Here is a 12,380-nt window from a genome sequence, read left to right as displayed (position 1 = left end):
CGCCTGCCGCTCAGGCGGCTGTTGTCGGGATCATGGCTGCTTGGCTCCACTTCCCGATGCACCCGGCCCTGGTGCCGGTCCGGTCTGGCCCTTCTGGTCGCCTTCGCTGCTCTTGCGCTTCGCGCGGAACTCGCCGTCCTTATCTTGCCCGTCCTTCTGGCCGTCTTTGGCGCCATCCTTCTTCTGACCATCCGGGCCGCGCGAGCGCTTGCGTGGCGCGAGATCGGCCGACGGCGTCTGGTCGTCGCGGCCGATGACCACCTTGGAGCCATCGGACAGATTGGCAAAGCCCGTCGTCACGACCTTGTCCGTCGCCGAGAGGCCGCTGGCGATCACGGCGTCATGCTCGTTCTGCTGCGTCACCGTCACCGGCTTGGCCGCAACCACGTTGTCCTCGCCGATGACATAGCTGAACGTGCCGATCGGTCCGCGCTGCACGGCCGAGGTCGGCACCACCAGCGCCTGTGTCAAGGTCTCGACCTTGAGGCGGACATTGACGAACTGGCCAGGCCAGAGCTGGTAATTGGCGTTGGGGAATTCGGCCTTGAGCCTGAGCGTTCCCGTGGTCTGGTCGACCTGGTTGTCGATGCCGGTGAGCTTGCCGGTGTCGATCACGGTGAGGCCGTCATTGCCGAACACGTCGACCGCGAGCGTGCCCTTCGCCGCCGCGGCGTTGATCCGCATGATCTGCTGCTGCGGCAGGCTAAACCACACCGCGATCGGCTGCAATTGCGTGATCACGACGAGACCGGTGGTGTCGGAGGCGTGGATGATGTTGCCCTGGTCGACCTGGCGCAGGCCGGCGCGGCCCGAGATCGGCGCCACGATCTTGGTGTAGCTTAGCGTCGCCGCCGCATTGTCGATCGCGGCCTGATCGGCCTTCACAAGGGCCTCGGTCTGAGCGACCAGCGCGCGCTGGGTGTCGGCCTGCTGCTTGGATCCGGCATTGGATGCGGCGAGCTGCTCGTAGCGCGTGAGGTCGATACGCTGGTTGGCGAGCTGGGCCTGGTCCTGCGCCTTCTTGGCGACAGCCTGATCGTACGTCGCCTGGTAGAGCGCCGGGTCGATCTCGCCGACCACGTCGCCCTTCTTGACGTCCTGTCCCTCGGTGAAATTGACCGCGATCAGCTTGCCGTCGACCTGCGAGCGGACGGTCACGGTGTTGAGTGCGCGGATCGCGCCGACGCCGTCGAGATAGACGGGAACGTCCTGGATGCGGGGCGTCGCCGCCAGCACCGGTACCGGCAGATCCGGCCGTTGATTGCGGCCGTTCGCCTGCTGCGGCTGCTGGTGCCAGGTGGTCCAGCCGTAGTAGCCGAGCCCGCCGAGGATCGCCAGCGTGATCAGGGTCATGACGAAGCCGCGCCCGCGCGACGTCTTCGCCGTTCCCTCCTTCGCGCCCTGCTTCGTATCCGGCTTAAAGAGCATTGACCGGTTTCTCCATCCTCGGCTCCCAGCCGCCGCCGAGCGCCTGATACAGGCTGACGATAGCAAGAAGGCGGGCAAGTTGCGCCTGCGACAGCGCGTCCTCCGCCTGGAACAGAGTCAGTTGCGTATTGAGCACGGTGACGATGTCGGCGGTGCCCGCGCGCAACTGCTGCTCGGAGAGATCGAAGGCGCGGCGGGAGGCGTTGAGGACGTCACGCTGCAATTGCAGCCTGATCGTGGTTTGCTTGATCGAGAACAGCGCATTGTCGACATCGGCAAAGGACTGGATGATGGTCTTGCGGTAGGTCTGCAGCAATTCGTCCTGCCGCGCCTTGGCAAACTCGAAATTGCCGAGGATCTTGCCGCCGTCGAAGATCGGCTGCGTCGCGCTGCCAACCAGCTGGAAGAACGCCGCATGCGGCTGGAACAGCGAGACCAGGGCCGAGCTCTGATAGCCGCCATTGCCGGTGAGCTGGATGGTCGGAAAGAATTGCGCGCGGGCATTGCCGACGTTCGCTGTCGCGGAGGCGAGCTGGGCCTCCTGCCGGCGAATGTCGGGCCGCTGCGTCAGGAGCTCCGACGGCAGGCCGGGCGTCACGCGGGGAATTGCGATCCGGTTCAGCGAGCCGCCGAGCACGCGCACGCTCTCCGGCGGCCGCGACACCAGGACTGCAAGCGCATTGACGTTCTGGTCGAGCGTCTGACGCAGCGGCGGCACCAGTGCTTTCTGGTTTGCGAGCACGCTCTCCTGCTGGGCGACGTCGAGGTCGGTGCCGGTGCCGGCCTTACGCCGTTCCCTGACGGCATCGAGGATGCGCTGTGCGCTCGCGATGTTGCGCTGTGAGGTCCGGATGCGATCCTGCGAGGCCAGCACCTGGAAATAGGCGTTGGCGACGCCTGCAAGCGTCGTCAGCGCAACCACGTCGCGATCGAAGCGGTTGGCGTTTGCCGTCTCTTCCGCCGTTTGCAGGGCGTCCCGATTTTGACCCCAGAAATCGAGCTGGTAGCTTGCGCTCAGCGAAGCCTGGTAGTTGACGACCTCACGGCCGCCATTGGTGAGCCCGGAGGCGGAGGAGCCGGAGGTGCGTGAATAGGCCTCCTGCCCGGTGCCGGAAAGGCTCGGCAGCAGCGCCGCACCCGCCTGCCGCGCCTGCGCGTCGGCCTCGACGATGCGCGAGACGGCGGCGGCGATGTCGAGATTGACGGTCTGCGCCTCTTCCATCAGCTGTGTCAGCTCCGCGGAGCGGAAGCTGCGCCACCAATCCAGCGATGGCGGCGCATCCGCCTTGCCGGCGTATTTGTACTGCGTGGGAACGTCGAGCGCGGGATCAGGAAGATCCTGTGTCAGCACGCACGCGCCCGAGCCGGCGGCGAGGCAAGCGACCGCAAGCCAGCGCGCCGCACGTCGCGTCCGGGACGTGGCGCCTGAAGACCGCCGCACGGCGGTCGCAGGAACATCCTGTGTCACACACACCCCCCGCCGGGCAGATCGAGCCGCCACGGCGCCGCCGCAGTAACCGATTCGCGGCGGCACAGTCGGGGGGCTTTGGACAACTCTTTCACGGAGGTGATGCTTTCTGCGGAACCTGTCGCCCATACTAGCCGGGCGCGCAACTGCGCGACAGTCCCGCAGTTGCGAGATGCCCGCCAAAGCACGACGATCTTAGAACTAGGAAAATACAAAAGGATGCTGTCCTGCAGGCGGTTTTTGAATTTCAGGGCCGTCCCCGAGTGTGTTCGAGCTTACCAAGATTTCATGTGATATTGCCGCCACACCGACGCCAATCCCCTTCAATCCGCCTGCACGCCCGCGCTGCGGCTTCAGTCCGGTCTCGAAACCGGGCCCGGCCACTCTCGCGAGGTCGTCCATTGTCCGAAACGAACAGGCGTTCGTCATGCCGATATGGCGACCGCCTCCCGCGCACCATCCGCACTCTTCGACGGCGACGCCTCACGGCGAAAATGCGCTGGTGACGATCCTTATCTTCCATGTTTTGGCAGAGGCCGGCCACATCCTCCTACTGAAATCCCGCGGCGTAGCACAGCAGCAGCATGGGCGTTCTCTCCTTCCAAATTTTCTCTGCCTACGGGCAATTTCGCCGGTTTCGCCGCAGCGCAAAAGCCTTCCCCTTTGACCGCCCAAGCACTAGGTTCTGGCCAACCTGATCAACCCCTTTGCCAGTGATTTCCCCTGACATGACCATCAAAAACGACGTTGTCGAAGCCATCGGCAACACTCCGCTGATCCAGCTCAAGCGCGCTTCCGAACTGACCGGCTGCACCATCCTGGGCAAGGCCGAGTTCATGAATCCCGGCCAGTCAGTGAAGGATCGCGCCGGCAAATGGATGATCCTCGAGGCCGAGAAGCGCGGCGAGCTCAAGCCCGGCGGTCTCGTGGTGGAATCGACCGCCGGCAATACCGGCATCGGCCTTGCGGTCGTGGCCAGCGCGCGCGGCTACCGCACCCTGATCGTGATCCCGGAGACGCAGAGCCAGGAGAAGAAGGATTTTCTGAAGCTGTGCGGCGCCGAGCTGCTGGAATCGCCGGCCCTGCCCTATTCCAATCCGAACAACTACCAGCATGTCGGCCGCCGCCTCGCCGACGAGTTGCGCAAGACGGAGCCGAACGGCGTGCTGTTCGCCGACCAGTGGAACAACCTCGACAATGCGAAGGCGCATTACGAGTCCACAGGTCCCGAGATCTGGGAGCAGACCGGCGGCAAGATCGACGGTTTCGTCTGCTCGGTCGGCAGCGGCGGCACGCTCGCCGGCACTAGCCGCTTCCTGAAAGAGAAGAGCAAGGACGTCAGGATCGCCTGCGCCGACCCGCACGGCGCGGGCATGTACGAATATTTCAGAACGGGCGATGCCAAGGCAACGCCGGGCGGCTCGATCACCGAGGGGATCGGCCTCAATCGGGCTACCGCAATCGTCGAGAGCGCGAAGGTCGATGACGCCTATCTCATTCCCGATGCCGAAGCGGTGACGGTGATCTACGAATTGCTTCAGCACGAGGGCCTGTGCCTCGGCGGCTCGACCGGCATCAACGTTGCCGGCGCGATGCGTCTCGCGAAACAGCTCGGGCCCGGCAAGACGATCGTCACCGTGCTCTGCGATTCCGGCAGCCGTTACCAGTCGAAGCTGTTCAACGCCGACTTCATGCGCGCCAAGAGCCTTCCTGTGCCGGAATGGCTGGAGAAGCGCAGCAACATCAAGCTGCCCTTCGTCTAGGACGTTCCGGAAGCCGGCCGTCTAACTCCAGGTCGGCCGCGACGATCCCTGCGACACCCGCGCGAGGCGCTCGTTCGATAGCGAGGGCTTGTTCGCGCGTGTGCGCGGCGGGAGGGGAGCGCCGTAGGAGCCTTCGCCGTCGCCGCTCGGCCAGAACACGAGCGCAAGCATCAGCGCGAGGTTGACGAGCGCGCCGACCGTCGTTGCCTGGTGTTCCTGCCCGATCGCCCAGGCCGGAAACCGGCCCGCGACCACATGGTCGACGATCATGAGCGCAAACCAGGCAGGCACCACGCAGACCGGATCCCAGCCTATGTCGCGGATGCGCATCGATTGCAGCGTGAAGGTCGCAACTCCGAAGAAGACGATCGAAGCGATCATCGCGCAGCTGCTGGTGAGGTCCTCAGGCCGGATCGCGCCGGGCGAGGTGTTGCGCAGCACGGCCATTGCGATTGCAAAGCAGATCGCCGTCATCACGATCGCAAGCGCGACCGTGGCGAGGAAGAAATGCAATCGCCCGAGCCGTGCGTTCAAGCCGAAGAGGAAACCGAGCATTGGCGCACCCTTTTGGCGCCATATGCCCAGAAATAGCTTTCGGAGCCATGAACCGGCACGGTCGCGCACCGGCGCATGGTTTCCGGACGACTAAGCTGGCCGGCGAAATTCGAGGCTTCGCCCCACCCGGCAGCGTCAGGCGCCCTCGTTGGCATCGGCAGCCGCGGCACAATAGTCGCGCCAGAACTGGCGGTAACCCGCCTCGACGCTGCGCGTGTAGGTCTCGACGTTGCCGGCGGGGGACGCTGCGATCCGAGCCGGCAACTCGCTGCGCAACTTCGCCAGATGCGCCGGCTGCGCCGCATATTTGCAGGCGATCGCCGCATAGCCCTCGTCATGCTCGACGACCCAGTCGTCGAGACCGACCGCAGCCACGATCGAACCGCCGGCACGCGATGAGGCGCCGTTGCCGAGCTTGGCCACGACCGGAACGCCTGCATAGAGCGATTCCCAGGTGCTGACGCCGCCGTTTTGCGGGAACGTGTCGAGCGATATGTCGACGTTCGCAAACGCCCGCAGGTGCTCGTGGCGTAGTGACGAGCCCAGGCAGATGACATTCTCCTCGGCAACGCCCTGTGCCACGAACCGCGCCATCAGACTATCGCGCAGCATGGGATCGTCGAGCAGGGTATGCTTGATGACGATCTTCGATCCGGTCACCTCGCGCATCACGTTCGACCACACGCGGATGGCCTCGTCCGAGATCTTGTAGATGCGGTTGAACACGCCGAAGGTGACATGGCCGTTGCGGAGCATGGGAGGCTCCGATGCAGGTACATCCAAAATGGGATCGATCGTGATCAGGCACGGCAGGTCGTAGACCTTTTCAGCCAGCAGATGGCGCGCCGATTCCGGAATGAAGACGGGATCCGCGAGCACGTAGTCCATGGTCTGAAGGCCCGTGCCCGTGGCGTGACCAAACCCCGAGACTTGGATGGGAGCTGGCTTGCGGGCGAAGACGTGGAGCCTGTTGCCGGTCGTGTGCCCGGACACGTCGATCAGGATATCGACCTTGTCGGTCTGAATGCGATCGGCCAGTTCGTCGTCCGAAAGCTGCCAGGCGTCGACCCAGAGATCCGCCGAGGACCTGAATGCGGCGGTCATCTCATCTCTTACCGGCGAGCACGAATAGCAGATGATCTCGAATTTGGCGTGATCGTGACGACTGAGCACCGGCAACAGGGTGAACGCCGCCGAATGGTGCCAAAACTCGGCAGCAACATAGCCAACCACGATCCGCCTGTCGGGATCGAGCTGCCGGGGGGCAAGAGTCCTTCGCGGCAACTTCGAGCCGATCGCGTCCCACCACTGCTTTCGTGCGGCCTGCTGGACCGTGAAATCGGCGTCGGAGAGATAGTCGAGAAAGAAGATCTTCCGCCCGATCAAGGAGGCATCCGGTACAATGGCCAGCGCCGCATCGAGTAGCTCGATCGCTGATGCGATCTCTCCCTGGTTTGCAAAGCAAGCGCTCAAGAGCGCCATAGCGACCGCGGAGCGCGGATATTCCTCCAGCAGCGTGGTGCAGGCCAGAATAGCTTGCGCCGTATTTCCCATGGCGAGCGCGACTTGTGCCTTCCCCTGCAAGGCCACCTCGAGCTTGGGCGCAAGCGCAAGGGCCGCGTCAAAATCTGCCGCCGCCTGATCCAACCTCGACGTCTCAAGATTGAGCCGTCCACGGTTCGCCAGGATCTTCGCCGAACCCGGCCTGATCGCGAGCGCCGCCTCCAGCGCACCTTTGGCCTCTTCGAAGTTTCTGAGTTCGATATTGACCAGACCTTTGCCGACGAGCGCTTCCACGTTTCGCGGCTGAAACAACAGTGCGCGCTCGAAGCTCCGTTTGGCGCGATCAAGCTGGCGCAGCGCGAGCTCTGCCAGTCCGCGATTGCAGAGCGCATCGGCATGATCGGGCTTCAGCCCGATTGCGCGATCGTACATTTCGATAGCCTGCTCGACGCGGTTTAGGTGCAACAAGGTATTGCCGAGGTTGGCCAAGGCCAGCGGGAAGCTGGGCTTCAACGCGATGGCCCGCTCCAGGGACGTACGCGCGTCCTCATATTCCCCAAGTGCGAAATGCGTGGCTCCCAAATCGGAAAAAGCTTGTGCGGAGCGTGGGTCGACCGTCACGGCATATTTGAGTGCCTGTTTCGCTGCCTCGAAATGTCGGCTTGCGAATGCGCCCAAGCCAAGCAGGTGCAAGGCGCCGAAATGCTCCGGAAGTTCATTCAGGATCTGGCGGCAGAGCGCCTCGGTCTCCGCATACCGCCCCTGGCCATAGGCCGCATTCGCGCTCGAAATGATCGCGTCCGCCTGCTTCTTCAATTTCTTCTGCAATCGCGCGTTCTGGAACGCGCGCGCCCCGGCGCCGCTGCTCTGCAAGGATTCTCTCCGGAGGATACCCGGGACGATTCTAGCTGATTCGCGGCCAGGGCCGCCGGTTTAGGCGGCCCCGCGATTTCCGGAAGATGCTGGTGCCCAACTAGGCCTCGCCTACGCGGCGTCGGCGTCATTCGAGGCGGCGGCACAATAGTCGCGCCAGAACTTTCGGTAACCGGCCTCGTGCCAAGCTGGCGGGTCGGTTAGACCGGCGACGCCAGCGGATTGCAGGTACTCAGCGCAGGATCTGGCTCAGGAACAGTTTTGTGCGGGCGTGCTGCGGGGCCGCGAAGAACTCGTTGGGCGTGTTGGCTTCGATGATCTGGCCCGCGTCCATGAACACCACGCGGTTGGCGACCTCGCGGGCAAAGCCCATTTCATGGGTGACGACCAGCATGGTCATGCCCTCCTCGGCGAGGTCAACCATGGTGTCCAGCACCTCCTTGACCATCTCGGGGTCGAGCGCCGAGGTCGGCTCGTCGAACAGCATCACCTTCGGGTTCATCGTCAGTGCGCGGGCAATCGCGACGCGCTGCTGCTGACCGCCGGACATCTGTCCCGGAAACTTGTTGGCCTGGTGCGGAATCTTGACCCGCTCCAGAAACTTCATCGCCGCCGCTTCGGCGTCCTTCTTGGGGATGTTGCGCACCCAGATCGGCGCCAGCGTGCAATTGTCCAGCACGGACAGGTGCGGAAACAGGTTGAAGCTCTGGAACACCATGCCGACTTCGCGCCGCACCGCATCGACGTGCTTCAGGTTCGGCCCGAGCTCGATGCCGTCAACGACGATCTCGCCTTCCTGAAATTCCTCGAGCGCGTTGATACAGCGGATCAGCGTCGACTTGCCCGAGCCGGAGGGGCCGCAGATCACGATGCGCTCGCCCTTCTCGACCGCAAGGTCGATGTCGCGCAGCACGTGAAACTCGCCGTACCATTTGTTCAGGCCGGAAATCTTGACGATGGGGTCGGACATGGTGACCTCGATCAGTTGCGGCGGTGAGCGTTGAGGCGGTGCTCGACGAAGAGCGAGTAGCGCGACATTCCAAAGCAGAAGATGAAGTAGATGATCCCGGCGAAGGCGAACCCGGTGAAAGCGGTCGACGGCGACGACCATTTTGGGTCCGAGAACGACGCCCGAAGCGAGCCCAGCAGATCGAACAGCGCCACGATCGAGACCAGCGACGTGTCCTTGAACAGCGAGATGAAGCTGTTGACGAGGTTCGGAATGACGTGGCGCAGCGCCTGCGGCAGCACGATCAGCGAGGTCGTCTTCCACCAGGACAGCCCCAAAGCCGCGGCCGCCTCGCCCTGCCCGCGCGGGATCGCAGCCAGCCCGCCGCGGACGTTCTCGGCCTGATAGGCGCCCGTGAACAGCGAAATGCCAATCAGCGCACGCACCAACCCGTCGACCGTGAAATTGCCCGGCAGAAACAGCGGCAGCATGTAGGTGGCGAAGAACAGGACGGTGATCAGCGGCACGCCGCGCCAGAACTCGATGAAGGCGATCGCGAAGATCCGGATCAGCGGAATGCTGGAGCGGCGGCCAAGCGCCAGCGCAATGCCGATCGGCAGGGAGGTGACGATGCCCGTGACGGAGACCACCAGCGTCACCAGAAGTCCGCCCCACAGGTTCGTCTGCACGATCGGCAGTCCGCCGTGATCGAGCCCCATCAGCTTGATCACGATTGCGATGGCGACGAAGGTGGCGATGCTGGATGTCAGGGCCCGCCCCCCGGTGCGGAGCCCGCCGCCGAGAACGAAGGCGATCAGCGAGACGACCGCGGCGGTGACGGCGAAATCGGTCCAGACCGACTGGCCCGTCCCCTGCAGCTGGTCACGCAGCCAGGTCAGCGGAAAGATCAGCCAGTAGATCACGGTCCCCACGAGCACGATGACATTGCCGACGACCCACAGCAGCGGTGCGGCAGTGGACGTCTTGCCGAGACCGAGCAGAGCCTGCCCGGCGCCGAGGATGCTGTCGTCGAACAATTGCAGCAGGTCAGCGGTCCAGCTCAGGCCAAATCCCTTGATGCCGCCGCCATGCAGTAGAAAGAATGCGACCACTGGAAACGCAAAGAAGAACAGGCCTGCGTTCAATCCTTTCGACGGCAGCCGCGGAATGAGCAACGGCACCAACAGGACCACTGACAGGACCAGCGTGAGGTTGACCCGCCAGCGTTCGGCCTCGGGGTAGAAGCCGTAGATCAGTTGCGGCAGCTTGGCCTGGATGTAGGGCCAGCAGGCGCCGACCGCAAATCCGGCGTTCTCGGCGAGGCAGGCCGTGCGATCCTTGCCCGTCCAGACTGCATCGACCATCAGGAATCTGACGGAAGGAATGATGGTGAACCACAGCAGCAAGGCGCCGACGATCGTGAGCAGGATATTGGTCGGCGAGTTGAACAGGCGCGTCCGCACCAAGCCGACGAAGCCCGTGGTCTTCACCGGCGCGGGACGCTCATCGAGAAGATCCTGGCGGACGAAGCTGGACGAGGTGATATCGCTCATGCGCCGAGACTCCGGCTGATGCGCCAGCCGTAGACGCTCATGACGGCGCTGGTGATCAGCGAGATCAGGAGATAGACGCCCATCGTCATGGCGATGATCTCGATGGCCTGCCCGGTCTGGCTCAGCGACGTGCCGGCGAACACCGAGACGAGGTCAGGATAGCCGATCGCGACGGCCAGCGACGAATTCTTGGTGAGGTTGAGATATTGGTTGGTCAGCGGCGGAACGATGACGCGCATCGCCTGCGGCACGACCACCAGGCGCAGCGTGGTGCCGCGGCTCAGGCCTAGCGACGATCCCGCCTCCATCTGCCCGCTATGGACGGAGAGGATGCCCGCGCGCACGATCTCGGCGATGAAGGCAGCCGTATAGGTCGACAAGGCCAACGTCAGCGCCACGAACTCCGGGATGATCCGCGAGCCGCCGGCGAAATTGAAGCCCTTGAGCTGCGGCAGCTCGAAGCTGAAGGGCAGACCCGCTACCAGTATGGTGACGAGCGGCAGTCCGAACAGCAGGCCTAGCACATAGGGCCAGATCCGGATCATCTGCCCCCGCTGGAACAGCGCCCGGCGCGCATGGATGCGCAGCGCCACCGAAGCCACGATGCCGAGCGCCAGCACCGCAAGAAACGCCTCGAAGCCGCTCTCGCCGATTGGACGGGGAATGACGAGACCGCGATTGCTGACGAAGGCGATTCCGAGCAGCGAAATGCTCTGTCGTGGATTGGGCAACGCCGCGAGCACCGCCAGGTACCAGAACAGGATCTGGAACAGCACCGGCAAGTTGCGGATGACCTCGACGTAGATTTCGCCAATGCGTGCGAGCAGCCAGTTGGGCGACAGCCGGCACAGCGCAACGATGAAGCCGATCACGGTGGCAAAGACGATGCCCACCACCGAGACCACGAGCGTGTTGAGGAGTCCGACCAGGAACACGCGCAGGAACGTGTCCGAGCCGGTATATGAGATCAGCGTCTGATTGACGTCGAAACCGGCATTGTTCGCGAGGAAGCCGAAGCCGGCGGCAATGTGCTGGTTCTCGAGGTTGGCGCGGGCGTTGGACACGATTTCATAGGCGATCCAGCCCAGAATCGCAGCGAAGGCAAACTGGACGGCGATGCCGTTCCAGCCTGTCTTGCCCCCCAGCACGCGCCTGATCTTCAGCGCGATCTGGGGCGGGGGTTTGCGGGCCTCGATGCTCATCGCCGCGAGCGCGGGTCAGGCGGGGTCAGCGGATCGGCGGCGCGTACTGGAGACCACCCTTGTTCCAGAGATTGTTGAGCCCCCGATTGATACCGAGCGGCGAGCCTGCGCCGACGTTGCGGTCGAACACCTCGCCGTAATTGCCGACGGCCTTCACGATGCGCACCACCCAGTCCTTGCTCAGGCCGAGCTGTTCACCGAAATTGCCGTCGGTACCGAGGACGCGCTTCAACTCCGGATTTTCCTGTTTCGTCTTCTCGTCGACGTTCTTCGCGGTCACGCCGAGCTCTTCGGCGGTGATCATGGCAAACAGCGTCCATTTCACGATGTCGAACCATTGGTCGTCGCCGTGGCGGACCATTGGTCCGAGCGGCTCCTTCGAGATGATTTCCGGCAGCACCATGTGATCACCGGGATTGGCAAGCTTCAGGCGGTTGGCGTACAGCCCCGACTGGTCGGTGGTGAAGACGTCGCAGCGCCCGGCCTCGTAGGCCTTGACCGTTTCGTCGTTGGTGCCGAACGCGATCACCTCGTACTTCATGTTGTTGGCCTTGAAGTAGTCGGCGAGATTCTGCTCGGTCGTGGTGCCGGTCTGGACGCAGACCGAGGCGCTGTTGAGCTCGAGCGCCGAGTTCACCTTGAGCGACTTCTTCACCATGAAGCCCTGCCCGTCATAATAGGTCACGCCGGTGAAGTTGGCGCCGAGCGAGGTGTCGCGCGAGATGGTCCAGGTGGTGTTGCGCGACAGCACGTCGACTTCGCCGGATTGCAGCGCCGTGAAGCGGTCCTTGGCGGAGAGCGGCACGTACTTGACCTTGGTCGGATCGTTGAAGATCGCCCCGGCGATCGCGCGGCAGACGTCGACGTCAAGCCCGGTCCAGTTGCCCTTGTCGTCCGGCGAGGAGAAGCCGGGCAGGCCCTGACTGACACCGCAGGACAGCATGCCGCGGTCCTTGACGGTCTTGAGCGTTTGCGCATCGGCGGCTTGGGCAGTCAGGCCGGCGGCGAGAGCGAGAGTGAGAGCCAGGGTTACGCGTTTCATGGGCTTTGGGCCTTTCAAAGTCGTCTCAAGGTCAGGAACGTTGT

Annotated in this window: 9 protein-coding genes; 1 reads left to right on the top strand and 8 read right to left on the bottom strand. The window is 63.8% G+C overall.

The features are described from left to right. Nucleotides 1-30: 30 nt before the first annotated feature. Together BRA1417_RS0123565 and BRA1417_RS0123560 are read right to left on the bottom strand one after the other, a co-directional pair. Entirely contained in the window at nucleotides 31-1,428 is a 1,398-nt protein-coding gene (locus tag BRA1417_RS0123565) for an efflux RND transporter periplasmic adaptor subunit (RefSeq protein ID WP_027517921.1), read from the bottom strand. After that, a complete protein-coding gene (locus BRA1417_RS0123560; protein ID WP_027517920.1) occupies nucleotides 1,418-2,902 on the bottom strand; it encodes an efflux transporter outer membrane subunit in 1,485 nt (494 codons plus the stop codon). Before BRA1417_RS0123560 ends, BRA1417_RS0123565 begins: the two co-directional genes overlap by 11 nt. A gap of 722 nt (nucleotides 2,903-3,624) precedes the next feature. Here BRA1417_RS0123560 and BRA1417_RS0123555 point away from each other — a divergent pair. Continuing rightward, nucleotides 3,625-4,659, top strand: coding sequence for a cysteine synthase A (locus BRA1417_RS0123555; protein ID WP_027517919.1), 1,035 nt, complete (start codon nucleotides 3,625-3,627; stop codon nucleotides 4,657-4,659). A gap of 21 nt (nucleotides 4,660-4,680) precedes the next feature. Here the strand turns inward: BRA1417_RS0123555 and BRA1417_RS0123550 are convergent, their stop codons facing one another. From BRA1417_RS0123550 to BRA1417_RS0123525, 6 genes are all read right to left on the bottom strand, one after another. Next, the gene (locus BRA1417_RS0123550) at nucleotides 4,681-5,214 is read right to left on the bottom strand and encodes a DUF805 domain-containing protein (RefSeq protein ID WP_027517918.1); all 534 of its coding nucleotides are present in this window, start codon (nucleotides 5,212-5,214) and stop codon (nucleotides 4,681-4,683) included. Nucleotides 5,215-5,349: 135 nt separating this feature from the next. Then, the gene (locus BRA1417_RS0123545) at nucleotides 5,350-7,590 is read right to left on the bottom strand and encodes a glycosyltransferase family 41 protein (RefSeq protein WP_027517917.1); all 2,241 of its coding nucleotides are present in this window, start codon (nucleotides 7,588-7,590) and stop codon (nucleotides 5,350-5,352) included. Nucleotides 7,591-7,822: 232 nt separating this feature from the next. Continuing rightward, entirely contained in the window at nucleotides 7,823-8,560 is a 738-nt protein-coding gene (locus BRA1417_RS0123540; protein ID WP_007591212.1) for an amino acid ABC transporter ATP-binding protein, read from the bottom strand. Nucleotides 8,561-8,571: 11 nt separating this feature from the next. Further along, nucleotides 8,572-10,092 carry an amino acid ABC transporter permease gene (locus tag BRA1417_RS0123535; RefSeq protein ID WP_027517916.1) on the bottom strand — a complete coding sequence of 507 codons (1,521 nt, stop codon included), beginning with the start codon at nucleotides 10,090-10,092 and terminating at the stop codon, nucleotides 8,572-8,574. After that, nucleotides 10,089-11,294, bottom strand: coding sequence for an amino acid ABC transporter permease (locus BRA1417_RS0123530; protein ID WP_027517915.1), 1,206 nt, complete (start codon nucleotides 11,292-11,294; stop codon nucleotides 10,089-10,091). Before BRA1417_RS0123530 ends, BRA1417_RS0123535 begins: the two co-directional genes overlap by 4 nt. A 25-nt stretch (nucleotides 11,295-11,319) precedes the next feature. Further along, nucleotides 11,320-12,336, bottom strand: coding sequence for an amino acid ABC transporter substrate-binding protein (locus BRA1417_RS0123525; protein ID WP_027517914.1), 1,017 nt, complete (start codon nucleotides 12,334-12,336; stop codon nucleotides 11,320-11,322). Between the last annotated feature and the right edge of the window lie 44 nt (nucleotides 12,337-12,380).

The organism is Bradyrhizobium sp. WSM1417 (genome assembly GCF_000515415.1).
In the GTDB taxonomy this organism is placed as follows: Bacteria; Pseudomonadota; Alphaproteobacteria; order Rhizobiales; family Xanthobacteraceae; genus Bradyrhizobium.
Note: the sequence above shows the minus strand (reverse complement) of the source record. Positions and strands in the feature narration are given on the sequence as shown.

Bases quoted from the DNA above. Each gene is read 5' to 3' on its own strand.
- BRA1417_RS0123565 (WP_027517921.1), bottom strand. From the start codon at position 1,428: ATGCTCTTTAAGCCGGATACGAAGCAGGGCGCGAAGGAGGGAACGGCG.
- BRA1417_RS0123555 (WP_027517919.1), top strand. From the start codon at position 3,625: ATGACCATCAAAAACGACGTTGTCGAAGCCATCGGCAACACTCCGCTG.
- BRA1417_RS0123550 (WP_027517918.1), bottom strand. From the start codon at position 5,214: ATGCTCGGTTTCCTCTTCGGCTTGAACGCACGGCTCGGGCGATTGCAT.
- BRA1417_RS0123540 (WP_007591212.1), bottom strand. From the start codon at position 8,560: ATGTCCGACCCCATCGTCAAGATTTCCGGCCTGAACAAATGGTACGGC.
- BRA1417_RS0123535 (WP_027517916.1), bottom strand. From the start codon at position 10,092: ATGAGCGATATCACCTCGTCCAGCTTCGTCCGCCAGGATCTTCTCGAT.
- BRA1417_RS0123530 (WP_027517915.1), bottom strand. From the start codon at position 11,294: ATGAGCATCGAGGCCCGCAAACCCCCGCCCCAGATCGCGCTGAAGATC.
- BRA1417_RS0123525 (WP_027517914.1), bottom strand. From the start codon at position 12,336: ATGAAACGCGTAACCCTGGCTCTCACTCTCGCTCTCGCCGCCGGCCTG.